Source organism: Chryseobacterium sp. FH1 (assembly GCF_000735135.1).
Taxonomy (GTDB): domain Bacteria; phylum Bacteroidota; class Bacteroidia; order Flavobacteriales; family Weeksellaceae; genus Epilithonimonas.
The window spans coordinates 55,316-80,954 of record NZ_JPLZ01000001.1 but is presented as its reverse complement, the minus strand read 5'-3'; the positions used below and the strand labels follow the sequence as shown (position 1 = coordinate 80,954).

Annotated in this window: 26 protein-coding genes and 1 other RNA gene; 14 read left to right on the top strand and 13 right to left on the bottom strand. The window is 38.3% G+C overall.

Annotated features, from left to right (window positions below):
• Nucleotides 1-14 precede the first annotated feature (14 nt).
• The 9 genes from IO90_RS00385 to IO90_RS18805 form a co-directional block, all read right to left on the bottom strand.
• Complete coding sequence (locus tag IO90_RS00385; protein WP_034962821.1) at nucleotides 15-965, bottom strand: hypothetical protein; 951 nt, start codon at nucleotides 963-965, stop codon at nucleotides 15-17.
• Nucleotides 965-2,041, bottom strand: a complete 1,077-nt coding sequence (locus tag IO90_RS00380; protein WP_034962819.1) for a cytochrome-c peroxidase — start codon at nucleotides 2,039-2,041, stop codon at nucleotides 965-967. Before IO90_RS00380 ends, IO90_RS00385 begins: the two co-directional genes overlap by 1 nt.
• Entirely contained in the window at nucleotides 2,034-2,861 is an 828-nt protein-coding gene (locus tag IO90_RS00375) for an MbnP family protein (RefSeq protein ID WP_051878137.1), read from the bottom strand. Before IO90_RS00375 ends, IO90_RS00380 begins: the two co-directional genes overlap by 8 nt.
• 198 nt (nucleotides 2,862-3,059) lie before the next feature.
• Nucleotides 3,060-3,425, bottom strand: a complete 366-nt coding sequence (locus tag IO90_RS00370; RefSeq protein WP_034962817.1) for a hypothetical protein — start codon at nucleotides 3,423-3,425, stop codon at nucleotides 3,060-3,062.
• Nucleotides 3,426-3,432: 7 nt separating this feature from the next.
• Nucleotides 3,433-4,101 (bottom strand): superoxide dismutase, encoded by a 669-nt coding sequence (locus tag IO90_RS00365; protein WP_034962815.1) that lies wholly within the window; start codon nucleotides 4,099-4,101, stop codon nucleotides 3,433-3,435.
• 76 nt (nucleotides 4,102-4,177) lie between these two features.
• Nucleotides 4,178-4,870, bottom strand: a complete 693-nt coding sequence (locus IO90_RS00360) for an SCO family protein (protein WP_034962813.1) — start codon at nucleotides 4,868-4,870, stop codon at nucleotides 4,178-4,180.
• Nucleotides 4,851-5,126 (bottom strand): YHS domain-containing protein, encoded by a 276-nt coding sequence (locus IO90_RS00355; protein WP_034962811.1) that lies wholly within the window; start codon nucleotides 5,124-5,126, stop codon nucleotides 4,851-4,853. The genes IO90_RS00360 and IO90_RS00355 overlap by 20 nt, the downstream gene beginning before the upstream one ends.
• Nucleotides 5,127-5,195: 69 nt before the next feature.
• Complete coding sequence (locus IO90_RS00350) at nucleotides 5,196-5,564, bottom strand: hypothetical protein (protein WP_034962809.1); 369 nt, start codon at nucleotides 5,562-5,564, stop codon at nucleotides 5,196-5,198.
• Nucleotides 5,565-5,719: 155 nt separating this feature from the next.
• Nucleotides 5,720-5,890, bottom strand: a complete 171-nt coding sequence (locus tag IO90_RS18805) for a lmo0937 family membrane protein (protein ID WP_034962807.1) — start codon at nucleotides 5,888-5,890, stop codon at nucleotides 5,720-5,722.
• Nucleotides 5,891-6,062: 172 nt separating this feature from the next.
• Between IO90_RS18805 and IO90_RS00340 the strand changes: the two genes are divergently transcribed.
• Nucleotides 6,063-7,055, top strand: coding sequence for an SDR family NAD(P)-dependent oxidoreductase (locus IO90_RS00340; protein WP_034962806.1), 993 nt, complete (start codon nucleotides 6,063-6,065; stop codon nucleotides 7,053-7,055).
• Nucleotides 7,056-7,102: 47 nt separating this feature from the next.
• On the opposite strand, the gene IO90_RS00335 is transcribed toward IO90_RS00340, so the two are convergent.
• The 3 genes from IO90_RS00335 to ssrA all read right to left on the bottom strand — a co-directional run bounded on the left by IO90_RS00335 (nucleotide 7,103) and on the right by ssrA (nucleotide 9,529).
• Entirely contained in the window at nucleotides 7,103-8,209 is a 1,107-nt protein-coding gene (locus tag IO90_RS00335; RefSeq protein ID WP_034962804.1) for a PAS domain-containing sensor histidine kinase, read from the bottom strand.
• Nucleotides 8,202-8,996: an alpha/beta fold hydrolase gene (locus IO90_RS00330; RefSeq protein ID WP_034962803.1), complete on the bottom strand. Its 795-nt coding sequence runs from the start codon at nucleotides 8,994-8,996 to the stop codon at nucleotides 8,202-8,204. Before IO90_RS00330 ends, IO90_RS00335 begins: the two co-directional genes overlap by 8 nt.
• A gap of 134 nt (nucleotides 8,997-9,130) precedes the next feature.
• Nucleotides 9,131-9,529, bottom strand: a transfer-messenger RNA (tmRNA) gene (gene ssrA, locus IO90_RS18555).
• A 662-nt stretch (nucleotides 9,530-10,191) separates the two neighbouring features.
• Between ssrA and IO90_RS18220 the strand changes: the two genes are divergently transcribed.
• The 7 genes from IO90_RS18220 (at nucleotide 10,192) to IO90_RS00295 (ending at nucleotide 17,520) form a co-directional block, all read left to right on the top strand.
• Nucleotides 10,192-11,025 carry a hypothetical protein gene (locus IO90_RS18220; RefSeq protein WP_051878135.1) on the top strand — a complete coding sequence of 278 codons (834 nt, stop codon included), beginning with the start codon at nucleotides 10,192-10,194 and terminating at the stop codon, nucleotides 11,023-11,025.
• Nucleotides 11,026-11,402: 377 nt separating this feature from the next.
• A complete protein-coding gene (locus IO90_RS00315) occupies nucleotides 11,403-12,377 on the top strand; it encodes a ribonucleotide-diphosphate reductase subunit beta (protein ID WP_034962801.1) in 975 nt (324 codons plus the stop codon).
• A 522-nt stretch (nucleotides 12,378-12,899) separates the two neighbouring features.
• Nucleotides 12,900-14,567, top strand: coding sequence for a ribonucleoside-diphosphate reductase subunit alpha (locus IO90_RS00310; RefSeq protein ID WP_260260360.1), 1,668 nt, complete (start codon nucleotides 12,900-12,902; stop codon nucleotides 14,565-14,567).
• 460 nt (nucleotides 14,568-15,027) lie between these two features.
• On the top strand, nucleotides 15,028-15,420 hold the full coding sequence (locus IO90_RS00305) for an endonuclease domain-containing protein (RefSeq protein WP_228374625.1): 393 nt from the start codon (nucleotides 15,028-15,030) through the stop codon (nucleotides 15,418-15,420).
• Nucleotides 15,421-15,562: 142 nt separating this feature from the next.
• The gene (locus IO90_RS18925) at nucleotides 15,563-15,706 is read left to right on the top strand and encodes a hypothetical protein (RefSeq protein ID WP_165570227.1); all 144 of its coding nucleotides are present in this window, start codon (nucleotides 15,563-15,565) and stop codon (nucleotides 15,704-15,706) included.
• 117 nt (nucleotides 15,707-15,823) lie between these two features.
• Nucleotides 15,824-16,711, top strand: coding sequence for a DUF72 domain-containing protein (locus tag IO90_RS00300; RefSeq protein ID WP_034962800.1), 888 nt, complete (start codon nucleotides 15,824-15,826; stop codon nucleotides 16,709-16,711).
• Nucleotides 16,712-16,815: 104 nt separating this feature from the next.
• A complete protein-coding gene (locus IO90_RS00295; RefSeq protein ID WP_034962798.1) occupies nucleotides 16,816-17,520 on the top strand; it encodes a T9SS type A sorting domain-containing protein in 705 nt (234 codons plus the stop codon).
• 142 nt (nucleotides 17,521-17,662) lie between these two features.
• Here the strand turns inward: IO90_RS00295 and IO90_RS00290 are convergent, their stop codons facing one another.
• Entirely contained in the window at nucleotides 17,663-17,959 is a 297-nt protein-coding gene (locus IO90_RS00290) for a hypothetical protein (protein WP_034962796.1), read from the bottom strand.
• Between the two features lie 163 nt (nucleotides 17,960-18,122).
• Between IO90_RS00290 and glyA the strand changes: the two genes are divergently transcribed.
• From glyA to IO90_RS00260, 6 genes are all read left to right on the top strand, one after another.
• On the top strand, nucleotides 18,123-19,391 hold the full coding sequence (gene glyA, locus IO90_RS00285) for a serine hydroxymethyltransferase (protein ID WP_034962794.1): 1,269 nt from the start codon (nucleotides 18,123-18,125) through the stop codon (nucleotides 19,389-19,391).
• A 387-nt stretch (nucleotides 19,392-19,778) separates the two neighbouring features.
• Nucleotides 19,779-20,240 carry a regulatory protein RecX gene (locus IO90_RS00280; protein ID WP_051878134.1) on the top strand — a complete coding sequence of 154 codons (462 nt, stop codon included), beginning with the start codon at nucleotides 19,779-19,781 and terminating at the stop codon, nucleotides 20,238-20,240.
• Nucleotides 20,241-20,355: 115 nt separating this feature from the next.
• Entirely contained in the window at nucleotides 20,356-21,012 is a 657-nt protein-coding gene (locus IO90_RS00275) for an outer membrane beta-barrel protein (protein ID WP_034962792.1), read from the top strand.
• Nucleotides 21,013-21,060: 48 nt separating this feature from the next.
• Nucleotides 21,061-21,843, top strand: coding sequence for a polysaccharide biosynthesis/export family protein (locus tag IO90_RS00270; protein ID WP_034962790.1), 783 nt, complete (start codon nucleotides 21,061-21,063; stop codon nucleotides 21,841-21,843).
• A gap of 92 nt (nucleotides 21,844-21,935) precedes the next feature.
• Nucleotides 21,936-24,179: a GumC family protein gene (locus tag IO90_RS00265; RefSeq protein WP_165570226.1), complete on the top strand. Its 2,244-nt coding sequence runs from the start codon at nucleotides 21,936-21,938 to the stop codon at nucleotides 24,177-24,179.
• A gap of 7 nt (nucleotides 24,180-24,186) precedes the next feature.
• Nucleotides 24,187-25,638, top strand: a complete 1,452-nt coding sequence (locus IO90_RS00260) for an MBOAT family O-acyltransferase (protein WP_034962788.1) — start codon at nucleotides 24,187-24,189, stop codon at nucleotides 25,636-25,638.
• The last annotated feature ends 1 nt before the right edge of the window (nucleotide 25,639 follow it).

The following is a 25,639-nucleotide window of genomic DNA, read 5'->3' as shown; positions in this document are numbered from 1 at the left end:
GAAATTATAATCTATCAAATTCCAAAGTTCACAAACAACCCAAATCTCGATTTCGCCTCAATATCTCCGCCTGCAAGATTCGTGTAAGCTGGCAACATCAGTTCACTTCCGATGCTCCATTTTTTGTACGAAGCTTCGAGACCGATTTTTCCGTAAAGCGCACTTCCGGCTGTTCTCGGCATCACTTCGCCAAACTGTTTGTTCCAATCATAAACTTCACCTTGCAATCCCAATTTTCCTGAGATGATACTATTCTCATTTCGCCAAATCTGCTGAAATCCAGTCAACGCATAATTCCATTGATTCCCGAATTGATAATATTTTTTATTTTCTGTTTTAATCGTATAATCTGTATTAATGAGCAATGCGAAAAGATTTTTCTGAAATTTATAATTAAGAGCCAACTGAAAATCCCAACTTCCCGTTCCCAACTGAAAACTTGGATTCACGCCAGAAATTCCTCTCTCATCAAATATACCAATCGGAATTTTGACGCCAAATCCTCCATTTAATTGATGAAATGTATTTTTAGAATTAAGGATTTGATAAATTCCCATCAAACTCGCATCGCCGATTCCATTGATTTTGATGTCGCCTTGCAAAGTCTTCTTCTCGTGAAATTGAAATGGCAGACTTCCATAAACACTCAGCTTTTCCGTAATCGGAATCTTTCCCCAAATCTGAATCGTGTTGAAATATTGGTCTTGTGTCAACTCATTCGTGAAGAGATTTTCCTTCGCTTTATAATGTTGCGAAAAATATTTGATGCCGATGAATTGTGGATTCAACAAAGATTCGAAGCCCGAAGAACCATTTCCAGCACCGCAACCGCAAGCGTCACAAAAGAATTCCTGAGTTTTTAAAATATTTTGTGTGTCATATTTCGGAATATATAGACTGTCTTTTTCCGTTGCTGAAATTGAGATATTTAGGATTGAAAATAAAATTAAAATAAGCTTCTTCATTATTCTGCAAATTTTTTGTTGGTGATGAAATTTTGGTCGGTCAAGGTTTTCAAGAAAGCAATGATGTATTGTTTTTCCAAGCTCGTCATTGCAATTCCTAAGTGTCCATTTTGTTTTAAAATTGGGTCGAGGTTTGGTTGGTTTTCCACATTGTCGGAATAGAAATTAAGAACGGCTTCCAAAGAATAGAATCGGCCGTCGTGCATATAAGGCGCGGTCAATTCGACGTTTCTCAAACTCGGAACACGGAATTTCATATGGTCATTCCAATCCAAAGTCACGCGATATCGTCCGCGGTCATCGTATTGCGAATTGTAATACATTCCTGTATTTCGGTAACTTTCATCCGTGAATAATTCGCCTGAATGACAACTTGAACATTTGTTTTCGAATAAAGTTTTTCCCTGAGATTCTTCATTCGTAAAACTCGCTTTTCCATTTTTGACCTGGTCATATTTGGAATCTGCGGAAACCATTGTGACCATAAACTGTGACAAAGCTTTCAGGATTCTTTCGCCATTAATTTGGTCATCACCAAAAGCCGATTTGAACATTTTTTTATAATTCGCATCTGCACTTAACTTCGAAATCACTTCCGGAATCGAACTGTCCATTTCAAAATCTGTGGTGATGGGAACTAACGAACGTTCATCCAAATTATGACTCACGCCGTCCCAAGTGTAATTTTTCAGCCAAGCCATATTTTGAATTGCGGGCGCATTTCGCATTCCCAATTTGTCGTCTATGCCGTGACTGACGGGATGTCCGTGGTGCGTGAAAGCATATTCCTGAATGTGACAGAATCCACAGGAAATCGTATTGTTTCGGGACAATTTTCCTTCGTAAAATAATTTCTTTCCCAGCGCAACGCCGTTGACTGTGACCGGATTTTTATCCGTATCAAAAGCCAAAGCCGGAAAGTAAGTTGGGATTTCCAGATTGTAAAGTTTGTCTTCCTCGAAAACTTCGCCTTCAATTTCGTTGGAACAAGACGTTAAAATTCCTGAAATGAAAACAAGGAAAATCCAAAGAGAACGGAATCGGCCTCTCTGGAATTGTTGAAATGGATTAGTCATTATGAACGTGGTCAACCTTGAACATTTGGATTAAGTTGTTGCTCACGCTTACCAGATGCGGACTACTTCCCATCGCCATTTGGTTGGCTTGGTTTAATGTCAAAGCGGTTTGTCCACTCAGATATTGGTTGAAATCTGCCAGAATATGAATCGATGGTGTGATGTCTTTGCTGACTCTCGCGGTTGTTGGCAAATCCAAAACGACTTCTCGGTAAAGGTCGGCAGTTCCGTTGATGGTTGTATCGCCCATATTTCCGGTGTGGTTCATAAATTCTGTGTCGGCGGAAGATGTTCCGTATTTCCCTTCAAGCTTTGCGAAAATGTAACCGGCTGACCACGACCAAGCCATTCCTTCCTGTTTTGCTTTTTCCCAGAAAATCCCTTGTCCGTCTTGCCCAATCAAGTAAGCAGTTGGACTAATTCCCAATCCGAGTTTGATTTTTTTGTAATTCCCTTTTGGGATTTCGGTAAGGTTGGCGTAGACGATTCCGCCTTTTGCTTCGGCTTGATTGATGATGAAGGCGCCTTTGTCTGGATTGTTGTAATTATATTTGAACTCGTTGCCATTTTCATCGATGAGAGAAATGTTACTGATGATGTACTTCAAAGTGGAAAATTGGTGTTTTTGTCCGTTTGATGAAGTTTGCGTGGTTTGAGTCAGGACGATGTTTCCAAGATTGTTGAATCCGTTTTCGAATTTGAGTTGGAGATTTCCTGGTTCTGTGTTCTGGATATCATCATCATCGTTGTTGGAACAAGATGAGATTGTGATTAAGGTAAAGGCAATAAGAAATAATGATAAGAATTTATAAATTTTCATTGTTGATTTTTTAGTTGAAACGTTGATTTTATACCGAATCCCGCGATAGGGATGGTAGCGGATATCCTTTTTGTCTTTTGACCAAACGTCGTTTTATAGACTCAATGTGGCAAGACAAAAAGATAGTAGTGGACAGCCCGACCCGAGGTGCTGGACTAGCGTCGGAGAGGGAATCGCCCAAATGATTGATATGTTCAACTAAAAAATTGGGGGTCTGAGAATATGGCTCAGAAAAAGGAAGGTGTAACCTGTTTTGTACGTGAAAGTCAGGTTTGGGAGGGAAAAATTGTGTTCGATTGAGGCTTTGAAAATCTCAGTCGGAATGTAGAAATCCAATACTTTTTGGACTTGGTTTTTGCCTTTGGAAAGTGGTGACGAATCGGATTCGCTGGATTTTGCCAGTTCTTTTCCGAGGTAGCATTTTCCGTTGCAATTGAGTTCCGGTCGCGCTTTGTTGACGCACAGAACTTGGATTTGATTATAATTTACAACATATTCCGCCAGTGGAAATGCGGGTTTGCACACCAGATAAAGGATGAGGAATATGTTGCAAATTAATTTCAAGGAGGGCTTATTTTGTAGCTTCTTCGTAGCGTTTGCTCACTTCTTTCCAGTTGGTGACGTTCCAGAATGCGGTCAAATAATCGGCTCTTTTGTTTTGATATTTCAGGTAATACGCGTGTTCCCAAACATCGATGCCCAAGATTGGCGTTCCTTTGACCTCAGCAATATCCATCAATGGATTGTCCTGATTTCCGCTGGAAGTTACCGCCAGTTTTTTGTCAGCCGTCACGACCAACCAAGCCCAACCGGAACCGAAACGGTCTGCGCCAGCTTTGCTCAATTTTTCCTTCAAAGCGTCCAAACTTCCAAAAGATTCGTTGATGGCTTTCGTTAATTTTGCTGATGGTTGCGTGTTTTTCTCAGGCGTTAGAACGGTCCAGAATAACTCGTGGTTGTAGTGTCCACCGGCGTTGTTTCTCACGGCTGGACTTTCTTTGGAAATGTGGGAAAGGATTTTGGTAATGCTTTCTTTTTCCAATGGTGTTCCGGCGATGGCCTTGTTCAGGTTGGAAACGTAGGTCGCGGCGTGCTTGGAATAGTGGATTTCCATCGTCTCTGCGTCAATCGAACCTTCCAAAGCGTTGTAGGCGTAAGGCAAAGGCGTTTGCTTGAATTGTGCCGTCGCAAAAGTGGCTACAGAAAGCGCGCTTGCGAGAAATAATTTCTTGATTTTCATAATATTGGATTTAGATTAATATTTAAATTTTTAAATGCGAAAAGCTAGTAGCAAAAAGCCAACCGCCGTCAGCATTTTATTGTTTTAATAATTTTCGAATGTCTTCTATCAACTTCTCACGGTCTGGATGGTATTTTCCGGTGAGCGAAGTTGTCTTACCTTCTGGGTCTTCATAATTCAAGCCAGAGTAGTATAAAATCGGGCTGTTGTTCTCATCGAATCTGGAACGGAGATTTCCTTCCTGGTCTACGAGTGCTATCATTCCGCTGTGGTTCAGGCTTTCCGCTTGGTCTTCCTTCTCGCCGACATAAATATTGAACTGGTCTGCCAAGTTATCGATGTAATCTCTGTTTCCTGTTAAAAAATGCCAGTTCGGCGATTTGGTTCCAAGCATTCTGGCGTGGTTTTTCAAAACTTCTGGCGTGTCATTCGTCGGGTCGATGCTGATGGAGATGATTCCGAAATTCTTGTCGTTGATGGTTTCCTCGATGTGTTTCATATTGGAATTCATCACGGGACAAATCGTTGGGCATTTGCTGAAGAAAAACTCTACCAGATAGACTTTGCCAAGCATATCTTTGTTGCTGATTTTCTGATTGTTTTGATTTGTCAGTTCAAAATCAGGAACTTTCATCACGGTGAAAAGGCTCTTTTTGAAATAGCTCATTCCGGCGCCAATCGTTACAAAAATCAAAGCTAAAACAACAATCGGAATCAGGATTTTGTTCTTGTTGGTTTGTTTTGGTTTCTTATTTCGCATTTTGGGCATATTTCTCAGGATTCTTTTTGAATTCCGCTTTGCAATGGTCACTGCAAAAACCGTACTTTTTTCCTTTGTAGTCTGCGGTATCTTTCAGATAATCTGCTGTTTTCATTTTGCAGACTGGGTCTTCGGCGTTGACGACTTTGACATTTTTGAGGTCTGTTGCAGGTTTCATCTTCGAAACGTGTTTGACCTTTGGTGTTTCTTGAGCGCAGGAAAATGCAGATACAGAAAGGAGTATCGTGAAAATGAATGTTTTCATTTGATGTTGATTTTAACTTTAATGAAATTTAAAAAATTACTCTTATAGAAGAGAATTAGAATATTAAAATCAAACCAACGGCGGATGGAAAATTTTTGAGAATAGAGAAAAATTATAAGAATCAGAAAACTCGGAATTGATTTTCAGGTTTTCAATTATATTAAAATGATTAGATGAAAAAACAAAGGTGTCATTAATGATAAAAGTGTCTGCCAGAGCGGAAATGTTGATTCGAGAATCATTTTTAGTTTGATTGCCGGATGCTTTCGCGATTTCCTTTTTCAAATAACATTTTCCGTTGCAAAGCAATTCTGGTTTCGCTTTGTTTTCGCAGAGATTTTTGTTGATGAAATCATAGTTTACCGCATAATCCATTAATGGCATCAGCGGACGCAATGCAATGGTGAGAATGATGAAAAAGGTAAATAGACTTTTCAATGCTGAATATTAATACAAATATAAAGCATTATCTTTTGAGTGACTGATGATAAAAGTCAGAACTCAATAAAATTAAGACAACAAAAAAACCCACGAAGAAGTGGGTTTTAAATTTTTTCATTTACAGTAGTTTTGCAAATGCAGTTGGGATAGATTTAATCCAAAGGCTTACGTCCTGAGATGATATTAAATAACACCACAATGATTGCGATTACCAATAAAACGTGTACCAAATTTCCTGTAGCCATTCCTGGTACAACTCCTAACATTCCAAGTAGCCAGACTATAATACAAATCACTGCTACTAACCATAATAGACTTCTCATAACTTTTATTTTTTTTGTTTATTTGATTTTACACTATACATATTCTGTGCCTTTTTTTTAAAAGCTTGTTTTTGTGGGTTTTAATATTTGGGCTTTGTCATATGGTATTAGAATTGATTGCTAATGAGTTATAAATTTTTATTAATTAAAATAAATTTTCAAAATCAGGACTATGGAATCAAATCATATTATAGAAAAAAGTCTAGCAGGAAAAACAGTCGTCATCACAGGCGGAAGCAGTGGGGTAGGAAGAGCGACCGCGGAAGCATTTGCATTGGAAGGCTGTAATGTCGTAATTGCGTCGCGAGGAAAGGAAGCTTTGGACGAAACCGTAAGTCTCTGCAGAGATTTGGGAGCTATCGCATTAGGCGTTCAAACCGATGTTTCTGTAGCAGAAGAAGTGCAAAAACTAGCAGAAGAAGCGTTGCAATTCAACGGAAGAATTGATATTTGGGTGAATAACGCAGGTGTGATGTCCAGCGGGAAATTCGAAGAAATCCCAATGGAAATCAATGAGCAGGTCATTAAAACTAATCTTTTCGGTTATATGCACGGCGCATACAGCGTCCTTCCGATTTTCAAAAAACAAGAGGAAGGGATTTTAATTAATAATGTTTCGATTGGTGGATTTATGCCGGCGCCTTACAGTGCAGTTTATTCCTCGACAAAATTCGGAATCCGTGGGATGATGGAAGGTTTGCAAGGTGAAATTTCTGATTTTGCTAATGTTCATATCTGCAATCTATTTCCTCAAATCCAACGTTCGACGGGAAATGCACACTCTGCTAAATTCTCTGGATTGGATTTCAAAGTACCACCTTTCGCAGCCGACCCGAGGGACACAGCCGCAAAAATCGTTGAATTAGCAAAAAATCCAAGAAAAGGATTGTTTCCAGATATCCAATCGCTTATCATCAAAAATCTGTACGGTATTTTTCCAAAAACAATTATTAACACTGCGTCTGCAGCAATGCGCACAATGATGAAAATCAAAAATGCAGACCCGACACCTGGAAACATTATGTGGCCATCTCCAAAACCCCATAGGATCTACGGCGAAACCAGTTTGCCAGTTCCGAGCAGAAAGACGAAGTTGGCTTTGTTGGCAGGCATTGGATTGGGATTGTCTTATATGATTATTAAGAATAGTTCTTCGAGGAAATAATTCAGTTTAAATAAAAAATACAAGAAATGACTTGCTGATTCAGCAGGTTATTTTTTTTGAAATGTGAAACAGGTCTGCTTTTCATCGGAAGTAACCGTTAGGGTTGCATCATGAGCTTTTGCAATTTCGGCAGCAATATATAGTCCCAGACCTAAACCGTTGTGGCTGGAGTGAGAATCTTCTCTGTGAAAAGGATGAAATAGATTTTGCAAAGCATCTTTTGGAATTGGCAGACCTTGATTGGATACAGATATTTCCCAGAAATCACCTTGCACTCCAGCTTTAAAATGTACAGGTTTATCAGGAGCACCGTGAGTGATGGCGTTGGCAAGCAGATTGGAAACCAATTGTGACATCCTTGCTGGGTCGCAATCTACAAGATTATGAATGTTGAAGTTGGATTCAATTATTTTTTCCGGCCAGGTTATCTTTAATTCGTCACTTACCTGATTAAGCAGTTCTTCCAAATCTACAGGTATTGGAGTTATGGTAATTCCGCCACCCAAGCGGCCACGTGCAAGATCCATAATATTATCGATCATTTCGTGCATCCTTTTGGAGCTGATTTTCAAAATATTGACCATTTTCCTTTCACGATCACCCAAGTCCAATCGTTCGAGTAATTGTGTGGCGCTCATGATACCGCTAAGCGGATTTCGTAAATCATGGCCTAATACTGCAATAAACTGTTCGCGGATTATGGCATTTTGTTTTTCAATATTCAAATTTGTTTCGGCAAGTTGCGTGGCTATTTGAAGATTTTGCTCATATAAACGCCTGTCTGCAGCTCGGAACAAAGTAAAGCACATAGATGTTGGCTTACTGTTGTCGTCTCTTCTCTCGTAGCCATTTATATAAATTGGAATTTTTCCACTTCCTGAATCTACAAGTTCTACCGCTACCTCGTCAAAGTATCCCTGCATACGAAGCAGAGGCCAAAGATGTGTTTCAAAATAGATTTTCCCGCCTATTGATAGGACATCAGAAAAACGTTTTCCCAGAAATTTTTCAGAGTCGCTATTGAGCCAATTTGTAGCGCGTTTATTAATTCTTACGATCCTTCCTTCGCCATCTGTAATGATAAAACCATTCAAGGACGATTCGAAAAAATCGTCAAAATCTTCAGTGAAAGAGTTTGCTCGGTTATTAATCATTTAAAAAATTGCTGATGGCAGAGATGGTTTCTTCGGGAGCACTTAAATTAGGACAATGTCCGGTAGCCTTCATTACTACCAATTTACTGTCGGGGATTTGATCGTGCATATAATGGCCTACTTCCACAGGTGCTATCACATCACTGCTGCACTGAAGGATGAGAACAGGGATTTTTGTATGTTTCAATATATCGCGTTTATCCGTCAAAAAAGTAGTTTTTGCAAAATGTTTAGCGATTTCAGGATCCGTTTTGCAGAAACTGTTTGCTAATTCATTTCCAAGCTCTACTCTTTCGGGATTGCCCATTATAACTGGAGCCATAGCCATGGACCAGCCAAGATGGTTGTTGTTCAAAGACTCAAGCAATTCGTTAATTTCCGATTTGCTGAACCCGCCAACATAATCCTCATCATTAATATAAGATGGGGAAGGGCTGATGAGAATTAGACTTTTGAAAATATCAGGCGCCATGCCAGTTGCAATGATTCCCATCACAGCACTTACAGAATGTCCGACAAAAATTGCATTTTTAAGATTTAATTCTCTGGCAATTTCTACAATATCTTCAGCATAGCCCTCGAGTTTATCATATTTTTTGAATGAATAGGCAGAAATATCAGAATTTCCTGCACCAACGTGATCGAACAGTACAATTTTATAATCCTTCTGAAAAGATGGATAGACATAACGCCACATGTTTTGATCGCAACCAAAACCATGTGCAAACATCATTACATTTTCGCCGCTTCCACTTACGACAACGTTATTTCTTTTAATTGCACTCAAACACTTAATTTTTGTAAATTTAATCTATTAATTCCAATCACCATAAAAAATGAAAATGGATGAAAAATAAAAAACACTCAAAATCAATGATGATGAGTGTTTTTGTTGTTAAAGGAATTAAATCCTTTTATGTAAAGTGGAGTTGGAGGGATTCGAACCCTCGTCCAAACAAGCAATACATAAGATTTCTACATGCTTATTTCGCTATTGATTTTCGAGCCCAGGCAGAGAGCAAACACCCAACCTAAACCTTATCTTCTGAGATTTTCGAATCTTGGTCGAAGTGCCCAAAACCTTATTTCTGCATTGCTATGCCCCAGGATCAAACGCCGCAGAACAGAGCGTTTGTGAGACATCTTGCTTCCTTACTATCTTCGGGAAAGCGCTGGATCCTACTAAACTTCGGATTAAGCTGCAAGAGCGAACTCTTCGTTGCCAGTTAAAAGTTTGTAGCAAGGGATTTAAGAGATCGCGCTACGGTTCTCTGCATGCTTACTTACCCATTGGCCTTGCTGTCGAAACCAGTCAACCCCAATTTTAAATAAGACTACAAATTTACAAAAAATTAATTTACCAATCCAATCCCAATCATCACTTTAAAATTCATAGTCTATCATTTATCATTCATCATCATTTATTATAATTTGGGCGTATCCCTCGCCACCGCTGTCATCCTGAGGCTCTCGAAGGGCCGACCGCTCGGGTCGGGCTGGTAGTCTATCCTGAGCGGAGTCGAAGGGCTACAATCTTTTTGTCATTCAACATTGGTCTACGAAAGACGATTTGATAATGACAGAAAGGATTTCCACTACCATCCCTTACGCAGCTTCGCAAAAATCCACCATTTCCAATACTTTGAACTTTACCCAAAGAATAGAACTTTTTCAGAAATTTAAATAATACTAACATTATATTTTCTTCGTGAGCATTTCATCAAATCAAAAATCTGCACAATCAGCCCAATCCGCGAGAGATTCCAAACCCTTGCAAAGTTAAGCGCTTTTCAGAACCTAACTCCTTCTACATTGGTGAGGGCTGGGGAGAGGAAAACTCAGAAAAATTTTAACAAAACCAAAACCCCCAATTTCAAAAAAAATCACAAAACTCCTTAAAGTCGGTTAAACTATCATCGCAAAAATCCTTTATCAACAATAAGTCACGCGTTTAAATCTAATTTTGCTAAAACTTAAGGTCCGTGAAAACAAAATTATTCTTTCTCCTGCTGATTATTATCTCAATCAAAACCTTTTCCCAATCAGAATACGTGATGGGAAATATTACCAACGAGAATGGTGACAAGTTACCGAATACCAGCATAGTCAATCTTCGTACGGATCAAGTGGTGGTTTCGGATTTTATGGGAAACTTCGTCATTGCTGCAAAGAATTCTGACGAACTCCGGATTGCAAGGCAGGGCTACGAACGCAAAAGTGTAAAACTCAACGCCAACGATTTCTCAAAAAGTCTGGACGTAAAATTATCCATAATTCCGATAGAGATAGATGAGGTCACGATAGGCTTTGTTCCAACTGGCAATCTCAAAAAAGACGTCCCAAAGCTCAATCCGCCACCAAGAGTTACGGCGCTTAATATGGCACTCAACGACTACATGAGAACGCCTCTGAACGAAGTGGCACCTTCTGCGAGGATTCCTTCTTTGTTTGCACCCAGAAATCCTGGTGAAGGACAACTCAATCTACTTTCCATCGGATCCGGTGGCGGTGGACTTGTAGGCGCACTTGCTGGCTTGGCAAAAAAATCCGTGAGTTCCCCAAAAACCACGGCCAATTATGCCGAGAAGCAGGAGTTTTACAAACGTGTAAAAGCTGTTATCACTCTAGATTACGCAAAATACGGCTTGGACGAATATGACTTTGATATTTTCCTGGCTTTTGCAGATGAGGCGCACGAGCTCTCAAAAAATTATAGAAAGAACTTCAACCGAGCAGCGATAGAATCTAGACTCAAAGTCGCATTTGAAGAATACCTCAAGACACACAACTTCTCCAAGAAAGTTTCCGAAGGTTAATATTTTTAATCATAATAATGCCAATTAACATTGGAATGGGAATTTCAATTCTTATTGTTTAGTTGTTGTATATTATTATTACTGATGTTTTATTGTTATTGTTTAAATTAAATTTGACAAGTTAACGCTGTTAGACAATTACAATTTATCAGGAATTCCCTATCCATCCACCTTTTAACATAATGTGGAAAACTTTTGCTGATGATTGTCAGTTTTTTGACTCATTTCCGCATTTTGCCCTTTCATTTATAGACTTCAATTTCTATTTTTGTATTCACTTAAAAGATAAAAGTAACAAGTTTCCAAACTGGAAATATCCTGTTACCGATCACTATCTTTTCATAGAATTTTTAATAAACTGATAAATACGGCTGATAATGGGAATTTTCGATAAAAGAATAAGCTACAAACCTTTTGAATATCCAGAAGTAATGCAATTTGTAGAGGCTATCAACAAGTCTTATTGGGTACATTCCGAAGTGGATTTTACAGCCGATGTTCAGGATTTCCATTCCCAGCTGGAGCCTCACGAGAAAAACGCCGTGAAGAATGCTTTGCTGGCAATCGCTCAGATCGAGGTCAATGTAAAGACCTTCTGGGGAAATCTTTATGACCACCTTCCGAAGCCGGAACTCAACGGTCTAGGCGCAACTTTCGCTGAATGCGAATTCCGCCATTCTGAAGCTTACTCCAGATTGTTGGAAGTGTTGGGTTACAATGATGACTTCTTGGAAGTAGTCAATGTTCCAGCTGTAAAAGATAGGATCGAATATCTTGGAAAAATGCTCAAGAACGCCAATTCCCAAGACCCGAAAGCTTACGTTTCCTCATTGTTGCTGTTCAGTATTTTGATAGAAAATGTTTCGTTGTTCAGTCAGTTTGCGATCATTTTGTCGTTTACGAGATTCCAAGGTTATATGAAAAATGTGTCCAACATCATCGCTTGGACTTCTGTAGATGAGCAGATCCACGCCAATGGCGGAATCTATTTGATCAATAAGATCCGGGAAGAGCAACCTGACCTGTTGACAGATGAGGACATCGAAGCGATCTATGATTTGGTAGATGAATCTATCGAGATGGAATCTAACATTTTGGACTGGATCTTCGAGCAAGGTGAATTGCAAAAAGTGTCCAAAAAGAATCTTCTTGATTTTATGAAATACAGAGTAGATGACTCTTTGAAGAAAATCGGGGTGAAAACAAGGTACAATGTTTCCCAAGAAGATTACAAGCCAATGGTTTGGTTCGAAGAGGAAGTTTTCGCCAACTCTATGGATGATTTCTTCGCAAAACGTCCGGTAGATTATACAAAACACGATAAGTCGATTACCGCAAACGATTTGTTTTAATTAAAGTCAGGAAGTTGGATGTCTGAAGCTGGAAGAATCTGCGTTTTTAATATTAACGTGTCATCCTGAGCGGAGTCGAAGGATTTCAACATCCAAAAAGAACATAATATTTGTCATTACGTTAGGAATCTAAACAAAGCTGTCGAGATTCCTACGGAATGACAAAGGTGAAAATAGAAAGCGACGAAGTCGTGACATATTGGTAGAAAATTCAAACACAGCAGATTTAAGGTGCTAAGCACCGACATAATAAGCTTGAATTTATAAACAAATCCTTTCAAAGTTTCAAACTGAGAAAGGTGTAAAAAAGAAAATTTTGAGAACGATTTTTAATTCTTGGAGTTTTCTTTTTTATGTGAAATCGTCAATAGTGGCGAAGCGCGCCCCGGCTTGAGTGGACTCTTCGAGAGCCTCAGAGTGACAAAGCGGAAACCCTTCGACTCCGCTCAGGATAAACTCCAGACGGAAATAGGCGCCCAAAAAATGATTTAAAAAACAATAAGCCAATACAATAAGCAAAATATAAAAGTTATGATGGACGAAAATATAGATATCTGGTGGCTCAACGAAGAGTCTGAGCAAATGTTGAACAGAGGCTACCTTTTGAAAGGTGAGACTGTAGATGGCGCAATCGACCGTATTACAACAGCGGCAGCAAAACGTCTTTACAAACCGGAATTGCAACCGGCTTTCAAGGAAATGATTGTGAAAGGCTGGATCAGTTTCTCTTCTCCTGTTTGGGCGAATATGGGAACACAGCGTGGTTTGCCGATCTCTTGTTTCAATGTTCACGTTCCGGATAATATCGAAGGCATCACGCACAAGTTGGGAGAGGTGATCATGCAGACGAAGATCGGTGGTGGAACGTCCGGTTATTTTGGAGAATTAAGAAACAGAGGAACTGCGGTGACAGACAACGGAAAATCTTCCGGAGCAGTTTCTTTTATGAAATTATATGACACCGCGATGGATGTGGTGTCGCAAGGTGGCGTGAGAAGAGGTGCATTTGCAGCGTATCTTGACATCGACCACGGCGATATCGAGGAATTCTTGAGTATCAAAGATATTGGAAGTCCAATTCAAAACTTGTTCACAGGGATTTGTGTTCCGGATTACTGGATGCAGGATATGATCGATGGTGATGCAGACAAGCGTAAAATCTGGGCAAGAGTTTTGGAGAGCCGTCAGCAGAAAGGTTTGCCTTACATCTTCTTCACGGATAACGTGAACAGAAACAAGCCTCAGGTGTACAAGGATTCTGGATTGATGGTGAACGCAAGTAACCTTTGTTCCGAGATCATGTTGCCTTCTACAGCCAACGAATCTTTCATCTGTTGTCTGTCTTCTATGAACTTGGAATTGTACGACGAATGGAAAGATACGAATGCTGTAAAATTGGCAATCTATTTCCTGGATGCGGTTCTTTCAGAATTCATTGATAAAACTGAAGGTAATTATTACCTGACATCAGCTAGGAATTTTGCGATGCGTCACAGAGCTTTAGGTTTGGGTGTTTTAGGATACCATTCTTATTTGCAGAAAAATATGATCCCGTTCGAAAGTTTCGAAGCGACTCAGTTCAATGCGAGAGCGTTCCGTCACATCAAAGAGCAGTCTGAGATTGCTTCTAAAGAATTAGCGAACATCTACGGCGAACCAGATATGTTGAAAGGTTATGGATTGAGAAACACGACGTTGATGGCGATTGCACCAACCACTTCTAGTTCTGCGATCCTTGGACAAACTTCTCCTGGAATCGAGCCGTTTGCTTCCAACTATTACAAAGCTGGTCTTGCAAAAGGAAACTTTATGCGTAAGAACAAATATTTGGCAAAATTGCTTGATGAAAAAGGTTTGGACAACGAAGAAACTTGGAGAACAATTATGCTAAACCACGGCTCTGTACAGCATCTTGAAGGCTTGTCTGATGAGGAAAAAGCAGTGTTCAAAACATTCCGTGAGATCTCTCCAATGGAGATTGTTTCTCAGGCGGCTCAAAGACAACAATACATCGATCAGGCGCAGTCGCTTAACTTGCAGATTCCTTCTACAATGCCAGTGAAAGACGTCAACTACGTGATGATCGAAGCTTGGAAGAAAGGTGTGAAAACATTGTATTATCAAAGAAGTTCGTCAGTTTCAAAAGAAATGATGGTCAACTTTGTGACTTGCTCTGCTTGTGAAGCGTAATTGCTTATAAATAGAATTAATAATTGAAACCACAGAATTTTCTGTGGTTTTTTTATGCAGAATTTTAAACTGATTTTCCACCCTTTAGGGTTGGGGTAAGAAAATCATTTTGAAACTCTTTCAATGATGTTTTGAAAATATAACTTGCATTGATTAAAATTTCACCGAAATTATTTCCCCGGCCCTAAAGGGAGTAATTTCGATGAAATTTCAAAGTGGTTTTCCACTCTTTAGGGGTGGGGAAAAGAAAATCATTTTGAAACTCTTTCAATGATGTTTTGAAAATATAACTTGCATTGATTAAAATTTCACCGAAATTATTTCCCCGACCCTAAAGGGAGTAATTTCGATGAAATTTTAAAATGGTTTTCCACCCTTTAGTGCTAGGGAAAAGAAAATCGATTTGAAATTTTTATTAGTTAATTTATTTGAATTTCCTATTTTTATCAAAACAACAAAGGTGAAAAAACTAACAACAAATTATGATGATGGAATATGGAAAGGTGCTCCAGCTTCCAGCTTTGGAAAAGCGAGATTTCTGAGAGAAAATGAAACAGATGCTGAAAAAATTCTCTGGGAAAAACTTCGGAATAAGCAACTAGGGGGTTTCAAATTCAGAAGACAACATCCGATAAGTTTATATATTGCTGATTTCTATTGTTATAAATTGAAATTGATAATCGAAGTTGATGGAGCATATCACTACACAAAAGAACAAATTCCTAAAGATGAAGAAAGAACCAAGATTCTTGAATTTAACGGTATTCATGTAATTAGATTTTCTAATGATGAAATCTTATCGAACATAGAAAAAGTTTTAAAAGAAATTGAAATGTTCTTTCCGAGGAACTGAATCTTCAAACTGATTTTCCACCCTTTAGGGTCGGGGAAAAGAAAATCATTTTGAAATTCTTTCAATGATGTTTTGAAAGTATAACTGGCATTGGCTAAAATTCACCGAAATTATTTCCCCGGCCCTAAAGGGAGTAATTTCGATGAAATTTCAAAGTGGTTTTCCACCCTTTAGGGCTGGGGGAAAAGAAAATCAGTTTGAAATTATTTCATTTAATGATGCTGGAACAAAATTCATCGAAATTATTTTCCCCGACCCTAAAGGTAGTAATTTCGATGAATTTTAAATTGATTTTCCTCCCTTTAGGGTTGAGGTAAGAAAATCAATTTGAAATTCAACTCTTTTCCCTAACTTTAAACCTCTAAAATTAACATCTAGTTTCTAACCTCTAACTTCTTACAAAATGAAATTCGGACAAGTCCCAGATCCTTCGCAGATAGATTTTACATTGCCTAAAGACCATCCTCAAACCAAATTCATTCTCGAGCAGAATAAAAAAGGGCTTGAGAATATTTCGATTGGCTGTGCAAAATGGAACAAAACCGACCTCAAAGGTTTTTATCCGAAAGGAACTAAAGATGAGTTGACCTATTATTCCACACAATTCAATTCGATTGAGTTGAATGCGACGTTCTATGGAATGCCAACTGCCGAACAAGTCCAGACCTGGAAAGAGAAAACACCAAAAGATTTCAAGTTCTTCCCGAAAATCACCAACACCGTTTCCCACTTTAGAAGATTGTTGAATATCACAGATGTGGTGACACAATTCGCTTCAGCAGTTTTGAATTTTGATGAGAAATTAGGAATGGTTTTCCTGCAACTTCACGATAACTTCAAGCCGAAAGATTATGAAAGATTGGAGAAATTTGTAAAAGACTGGCCAAAAGAAGTGCCTTTAGCCATAGAACTCAGAAATACCGAATGGTTTACGGATGAAGAGGTTTTCAACACCGTTTGTGAATTGTTTGAGATGAATAACATTACCAATATCATCGTCGATACAGCCGGAAGACGAGATATGCTTCATATGCGATTGACGACGCCACATGCTTTTATCCGTTACGTTGGCGCAAATGCTGATAGTGATTACGAAAGATTGGAAGATTGGCTGCAAAGACTGACCAAATGGAAGAAAGAAGGATTGCAGAATTTGTACTTCTTCGTTCATCAAAATATCGAAAAAGCCTCACCATTATTATCGTCCCATTTGATTCAAAAAATAAATGAAGATTGGAAAACAGATATTCACATTCCTGTAATGTCAGATGGTCAGCCGACCTTGTTTTAAGAAAATTAGAATCGCAATGATAGCAAATCATTTTTAGAGATTTATTTCACATATTTCTTTTTTCGTGGCATATAGTTTGACTAACGTCTGAAAAATAAAATAAAATGAAACATTTCTACACGTTGATTCTGACTTTTATTAGTCTACTTTATTATTCTCAGGTTATCAACCCACAGACGCTTGTGGGAAAAGACTGGCGACTATTCAAAATCACATCCAACCAAACTGAATACTTACCACCGGCTCCTGTAAATATTTTAGAATCTCAGATGCTCTACAGCAATGGGAATTATTATTTCTATCCAAGATATTACAATTCAGGGTCTTGTGCGGTAACTTTTACCAGTAATGAAAACTCTTTTACATACCAATACAGTCAGTTTCCATTTATTTATCAAGGCGAAAACAGCGATGCTGTAAATGCCTATGATACAAGAATGTTGGATTTTTACAGACTTTACGTTGGTCAGAAATATAATTATGAATATTTGGTGGAAACAAACGCAGAATATTTGACCATCACAAATCCAGTCGGTGACAAAATGTTTTTTAGAAATACGGACCTGCTTTCTACAACAGAAACTGGAAATCTCGCTTTCAAAGTCTATCCAAATCCTGTACAGAAAATCCTGAAAATTCAAGGTCAGGAAAGGATTACTTCCATCGCAATTACCGATGTTTCTGGAAAATTAGTAAAACAGCAGAAATTTGATAGTAAAAATCCGGAAATCAATGTGGAAAGTCTTGCTCCAGATGTTTATTATCTAAAGATCAATGATAATAAAGCACAGAAGATTATTAAAAAATAACATAAAAGAAAGCCGGAATAATTACAATTCCGGCTTTCTTGTTTTATAAAATTCCCCTCCCTTGGAGGGGCGACAAAAATTCTTTGAATTTTTGTCGGGGTGGTTATTGTCAGTCTGAGGCTCTCGAAGACCAAAAACAAGCTTAGGCCAAAAACTTCAGCTCCTTGTCCTTGAAATTATTATTCTCAACCAGTTTGTTCATCGCCTTCATCGTCTTCTTGCGAAGTTTGGCAAGGATGCGGACGTTTTTGTCCTCGCTGTAGTCGAAGATATTGTCTTCAAAAGAAAAGACATCGCCTTTTTTGAAGCTGATGTTGTTTTCCTTTAATTCTTTAAGCAACATTAGATTGGTCATTACTTTCAGAGAAGTACTTTCCGCCGCTTCCATATATTTTAAAGATTTCAGAAGCTCTTTTTTATATTTTTTCTTAGAATTCATATTGTAGGTATTTATTATTTTTTTTAAAGGTCAAATGTTGTGGCATCGCACTAAGGAAAGTTTGAATTTCCAAAAGATGTCAATGATATTAACTAAATGTTAATCGGCGAAAGTTATAAAAATATCTTCAGAATTTCTTATTTTTGACAAAAATAAATCTAAAATGCAAGACCCTATCTTTGACCTCATTGAAAAAGAAAGAGAAAGACAGACCCACGGAATCGAATTGATCGCTTCGGAAAATTTTGTTTCCGAAAATGTGATGAAAGCGATGGGAAGTGTATTAACCAACAAATATGCAGAAGGCTATCCTGGCAGACGTTATTACGGCGGTTGCGAAGTGGTGGACCAGGTGGAGCAATTGGCAATCGACAGAGCGAAAGAACTTTTCGGTGTTGATTATGTGAATGTACAGCCACATTCTGGTTCTCAGGCCAACGCGGCGATCTATCTTTCAATCCTAAAGCCAGGCGATAAGGTGATGGGAATGGATCTTTCTATGGGAGGACATTTGACGCACGGTTCTGCGGTTAATTTCTCCGGAATCCAATATGAAGTTTGTTCCTACGGCGTGCAGAGAGAAACTGGTTTGATCGACTATGACCAAATGAGAGAAGTCGCTTTGAGAGAAAGACCGAAAATGTTGATCGCTGGGTTCTCAGCATATTCCAGAGATTTGGATTATGCAAAATTCAGAGAAGTAGCAGATGAAATCGGTGCGACGCTTTGGGCAGATATTGCACATCCAGCTGGTTTGGTAGCTAAAGGACTTTTAAACAATCCATTTGAACATTGCCACGTGGTGACGACTACGACTCACAAAACCTTGAGAGGTCCAAGAGGCGGCATGATTATGTTGGGCAAAGATTTCGAAAATACATATGGACATAAAACGCCAAAAGGCGAAACCAAATTGATGAGTGCTGTTTTGGACAGTGCCGTTTTCCCGGGAATCCAAGGTGGTCCTTTGGAGCACGTGATTGGGGCGAAAGCGGTGGCATTTGCTGAAGCGATTGATTCTAAATTTGAAGTGTATGCTAAGCAAGTTAAGGCTAATGCTCAGGCACTATCAAAATCTATGGTGGATAATGGTTTCGAAATCGTAAGTGGTGGAACAGACAACCACTTGATGTTGATCGACCTTCGCAATAAAAATGTGAACGGAAAAGAAACGGAGAAAGCTTTAGTAAAAGCCGACATCACTTGTAACAAAAATATGGTGCCGTTTGATGACAAATCACCATTTACAACTTCCGGAATCAGACTTGGAACAGCGGCAATCACAACCAGAGGCTTGAAAGAAAATGATATGGAGACAATCGCAGGCTTGATCTCCGAAGTGGTTGATAATATCTCAAATGACGAGGTTTTGACTTCTGTAAGAAAGAAAGTGAATGAATTAATGGAAGGTCACGCACTTTTCAATTATTAATAAAATATCAGACTTGACAATAAAAGAATGGGCAAGTTCGTCCATTCTTTTTTGTTTGGGTTTATCCGTTGCCAATCGATTTTCCACCCTTTAGGGCCGGGGCAAAGAAAATCGACTTGCACACATTATTTAGAAAGCAGACAAAGTCCTTTTAACGAAGTTAAACCTTGTGCCTTAAAACACAAAGCTTTTCATAATTGCTCTTAGTGTCTTTGTGTTAAACTTAATTTTCTAATTATGTAAAATCGATTTTCCACCCTTTAGGGTCGGGGCAAAGAAAATCGAGTACACCATTATTTAGAAAGTTAAACTTTGTGCCTTAAAACATACAGTATTTAAAAATAGCCTTGTGCCTTTGCGTTTAAATTTGACAATATAGCTAATCCAATGGAAAAAAAATCCTACACCTTCGAAGAGATCAGGCAGAAACTGGTGAATTATTGTGTTTACCAGGATCGCTGTCATGCTGAGGTGGAACAGAAGATGCGGGATTTTTTGTTGATTCCTGAAGCCAAGGATGAGATTTTTCTTTATTTGATGAAGGAGAATTATCTGAATGAAGAACGGTTCACACGCAGTTATATCCGTGGGAAGTTTTACATCAAGCATTGGGGCAAAAACAAGATCAAGATGAATCTTAAGATGAAAGGAATCACGGAAAAACTGATCGCCAATTGTATGGATGAGATTGATTCTTCAGATTATGAAAAAACAATCATTCGGCTGTTTGAAAATTATTCTGCGACGAAAAAAGGTTTGAAAGATTACCAGAAAAAGAGCAAGACCATCAGCCACTTATTATCTAAAGGGTATGAATATGATGTGGTTTTAGACCTGATTAATAAATGATAAAGATTTAAAGTTAACTTAATTTAATATATCAATTGATAACTGTTTTAAATTATTTTCTTAAAATTAATAAAATATTCTTAATTTCGTCCCAAATTTGATTAACTAAAATTCAATGAAGAAACTATCGATCATATTCGCTCTATTAATATTAGGGTTTACCAATGCACAGGCGATTAAGTATGGTGCAACAGGAAGTTTTCACAATGGCTCTATTGCAGGTATTCATGGTATTTCTAAAAGTAATTTTGGAGGAAGTCTTGGGATATTTGCAGATTTTGCGATAGTGCCTAACGATATTTATGATTCAGCTTGGTTGTATTTGACGCCACAACTGGAGGTTTCAACGATAGGGGAGCGTGGAGATTGGAATGAGGACAAAGTTGATATGCAGAAGTATAGTAATATTTATGTTGCAGTACCGTTGTATATCAAATATTACATGAGAAGTCAAGGATACAAAGGCGACATCTATTTTATGGCTGGGCCAAAACTAGAATTTTTAGTATCAGAAAAACAGGACGAAGGAAATGCGGTGATGCAGGCTACATTGGCTGGTCAGGATCCTGCGAAATTTGGACTGGGCAGAAAGATCAATACATTTGGCTATGGACTGTCAGTGAAAGCAGGTTCAAGAATCAATGACCAAATCGAGGTATTTATTAGATTTGACAGAGGTCTTTCCACAGTATACTCAGATTACACGCTGCAGAATACATACAACAGATTTTTAGGTGTTGGACTTAGCTACTATATTGGCGAGACTAACTAATCTTCCGACTACGACTGCGAAAAAAAACTTAGTTTTGCAGATTTTAAAATGAAAAAACAGATATTTCTACTGCTCATCTTTTTACTGGCTTTTGCTTGTAAGCCAAAACAGAATATGATCTACATGAGCAATCATAACTTCGAGCAGGAAGTGAATCAGGCAAGATATACAGGGCTAATAATTAAAGAAGCAGATGTTTTGGATATCAAAGTTTCTGCCTTCGATGAGTTGGCGGTCAAACCATTCAATTTGCCTTCGATGACTTCTACAAATGATCCGGAGGCCACGGCTTCAGCAGCTTCGGCAAGTCAGTATACAGTTTCAACAGAAGGCTATGTTTCAATGCCGGTTTTGGGTAGGGTTTACTGTCTTGGAATGACAAAAAAGCAATTGGAGCAAGATTTGGAGGAACGTTTGAAAATCTATTTGACAGATCCGAGAGTAGATGTTAAGCTGACCAATTTTAGCATTAGTGTTCTAGGGTCAGTTGGCAATCCTGGTCAGAAAACAACCAACAACGAAAAGTTGAATCTATTTCAGGCGATGGCTTTGGCTGGCGATATGAGTCCTTCAGCAGACAGGACAAATGTGAAGCTCCTCCGGTATTCTGAACAAAGTCAGAAGGATACATTGATCAGTTTGGATTTTTCAGACCGAAGCATTGTGAATTCACCTTATTACTACTTGCAACAGAATGATATTTTGTATGTGGAGCCAGACAAAAATGCACAGATCGCAGCCAATAATACCAACCCCAACAGAGCTTTATTTTTGCAGTTGTTAGCAGTGGCAATGAGTTTAGCAGTTTTGTTAATTAGATTCACCCGTTAATATTTTAAATGGAATTATTAGACCAAGACATAAGTCAGAGAAAAAGCATAAATTTCAAAAAAGAAATATTACGCTTTTTGAAATTTTGGCCATTGGTAGTTGTTAGCATGATATTATTTTATCTGGCAGCTTATTTCTACTTAAAATACACACAGCCACAATATCTTTCCAAAACCACACTTTTGTTTCAGGAATCCAAAGCTAGTGCAGGCGCATTAGGGGATCTTAAAAGCCTTGGAATGGGCGTGAGTGGAGGAGATGACTTGCAGGGTGAAACTGCAATTATTGTATCAAAACCAATTCTGGAGAAAGTTACAAAAAATCTAAATCTTAATGTTGTATTTTCTGTGACCGGCAAGATCAGAGAAGTAGAATTATATGATAAATCACCATTTTATGGTCAGATTGTTTCTCAAAAACCTGATTTTGGCGGTGCTTCATACTATATAGAGCCTGTTAACAATGATTCTTACAGACTGGTAGAAGGGCCTCTATCACATGGAAAAAATACTTTTCAATATGGCAAGCCTGCATTGCTACCCCTTGGAACTGTAATTATTAGCAGAAAACCAGATTCTACACCATACAGACTTAAGGTGTCATTTAAAAGCCTAGATAGTGTTGTGAAATCTTTGGAAAGTGGCGTTAAACCTCAGATAGTCACAGGCTTGTTGATGGATTTGAGCCTCGTTGGTTTTGTGCCGAAGAGATCTGAGGATATCCTAAACGAACTTTGCCACCAATACAATATAGATGGCGTAAATGATAAGAATATCGAAGCGCAGAACACGGCTGATTTCATTGATGATAGATTGGATTTGATCTCTGCAGATTTGAACGTTATTGAGACGGATAAAGAAAATTTCAAGAAGGCAAACAAAATTACAGACTTAGATGTGCAGGCAAATATTGCGGTCAACAGATTGTCGGGTAATGTAGAAAATGTTTTTAACCAATCAGTGCAACTAGAGGTTTTTAATGCGTTAGCAAACATGATGGATACAGGAAAAGAACAATTGTTTCCAACTGGACTTGGACTTTCCGCGCCTACAGAAACGCTTTTGTCAAAATATAATGACCTACTTTTGACGAAAAAGAGGACACTAAAACAAGCGACCACAGCCAACCCGGCGATCAAGGCTTTTGACAAGGAGTTATCAGAGCTTGCTTTGGCAATACGTAAAAATATCAACGAAAACCGGACACAGATCCAGAGAAGATTGGGGCAGACCAATTTTGAAATGGGCGAGGACAAGGCTTCTATCAACAAGTATCCAACGCAGGAAAAAACTTTTAGGAACATAGAGAGACAGCGCAATTTAAAAGAGTCGCTATACTTGTATCTCTTGCAGAAGAGAGAGGAGAATGCAATCACTTTGGCGGTGACGGCTCCAAAAACCAAAGTCGTAAATCCTGCCTACACCGTCGGCGTAGTCTCTCCTAATTACAGCCAGATCAGAACCGGTTCACTTGTAGTCGGTTTTCTATTACCATTGGCAATCATTTTTCTGATACGGATATTAGACAATAAAATCAGAACAAAAGAGGATTTAGAAAATGTGGTGCCACAAATTCCTATTATTGCTGAGATTCCAATTTCAGACAATAGCAATGCATTGATAGAAAAAAACGATTTTACAATATTTGCAGAGTCTTTCAGGATCCTAATTTCTAATCTAAAGTTTATACTCAGATCCAAGGAGATCCACAGTGGCGGTGTTGTTTTAGTTACATCTTCTGTAAAAGGAGAAGGTAAGACGACAATTTCTGCGAACACAGCACTCAGTTTGTCTGGAAGCGGTAAAGTACTGTTGATAGGCGCAGATATCCGAAATCCACAGTTGCACCGTTTCATCAATAAAAGTTTAAAAGGCTTGACAGATTATCTCGTGTCAAATAATGGGATGGTCCAAGATTTTATTGTAAAGTCAGGTCTTGATGATAATTTGGATATTCTTTTCAGCGGGGCATCAGCACCCAATCCAAATGATTTGCTGGATATGAAGAAGTTTGATGATATGATTGATTTGCTTAAAAAAGAGTATGATTATATTATATTAGATTCTGCCCCAGTAATGCTGGTAAGTGATTCTTTGCACTTGGTAGATATCGCAGATCTGGTCATCTACACTGTCAAATCTGAATTTACCGATAATGAAATGTTATCATTTGCCCAAAATTTCAGAAGAGACAACCAGATTCACAATATGGTGTTTGCGCTGAATAATGTAAAACCAGAATATTCCAAGTATGGCTACAAATATGGCTATGGCTATTATTCCTACAACAAACCACAAAATCGACTGAGAAAATTTTTTAATAGAAATAAATCTTAGAATTGATATGTTTTTTAACTCGCTGGCTTACGCTTGTTTTTTACCTTTTGTCTTTGTTGTTTATTGGTTTGTACTCAATACGAGACTGAAATTTCAAAATATTTTTCTCTTAGCTGTTAGCTACTATTTTTATAGTTGCTGGGATTGGCGGTTCGTATTCTTGCTGGCTTTTTCTACTGCTCTGGATTATTATTCAGGAATAATGATCTACAAAGCCAAGACAAAGGGTCTCCAAAAATTTTGGTTAATTTTAAGTGTCGGGATCAATCTTGGGTTTTTAGGATTTTTTAAATACTACAATTTCTTTATTGATAGTTTTTCCGAGATGCTCGCTAATTTTGGATTCCAAGCAAATTATTTTACCTTAAGTATTATTTTACCTGTCGGAATTTCGTTCTATACTTTTCACGGCTTGTCCTATGTTTTTGATATCTATAACAAGAGGATTCAACCGACCTTTAACATTGTAGATTACACGCTTTTCGTTAGCTTCTTTCCGCTATTGGTTGCGGGGCCTATAGAAAGGGCGACTCATCTATTGCCACAAATAGAAAAGCCCAGGGTCTTTGATTATACTCAGGCGGCAGATGGTCTTCGGCAGATACTTTGGGGACTGTTCAAAAAAATGGTGATTGCGGATAATTGTGCGGTGTTTGCAAATCAGATCTTCAATGATTCTGCAAATCAATCTGGTAGCAATTTGGTTTTAGGAGCTGTATTTTTTGCATTTCAGATCTATGGTGATTTCTCTGGCTATTCCGATATTGCTTTGGGAAGTGCCAGATTATTGGGAATAGAATTGCTGAAGAATTTTAATTTTCCATATTTTTCCAGAGACATTGCAGAATTTTGGAGAAGATGGCATATCTCACTTTCATCTTGGTTCAAAGATTATTTGTATATCCCATTGGGAGGTAGCAAAGGAGGCAATTGGATGAGAATTAGGAATACTTTTATCATATTTGTTGTGAGTGGTTTCTGGCACGGTTCCAATTGGACATTTATCGTGTGGGGCGCACTTAACGCTTTGTTTATCGTACCATCAATGTTAATGAGGACCAATCGAAACAATATTGAGATTGTTGCAAATGATTCTTCTTTGCCAAACCTCAAAGAGTTTTTCCAAATGTTGCTTACATTTGCATTGGCTTGCTTTGCTTGGATTTTTTTCCGGGCGGAATCTGTGGGACATGCGATAGAATATATATCTGGGATGTTCTCAAAAAGCTTAATTTCTGTACCATCTGTGTTGTTTGATAAAAGGGCGATTATAACAGTCTTGTTGCTTGTGTTTTTCATCATTATCGAATGGTCGGGAAGAAGAAATAATTTTGCTATTGAGAAGCTTGGTTTAGGCAATTACAGAATTCTCAGATGGGGTTTTTATGCAATAATTATCTTCTTAATTGGGATGTACATGCCGTCCGAAAGTGCTGAGTTTATCTATTTCCAATTTTAGA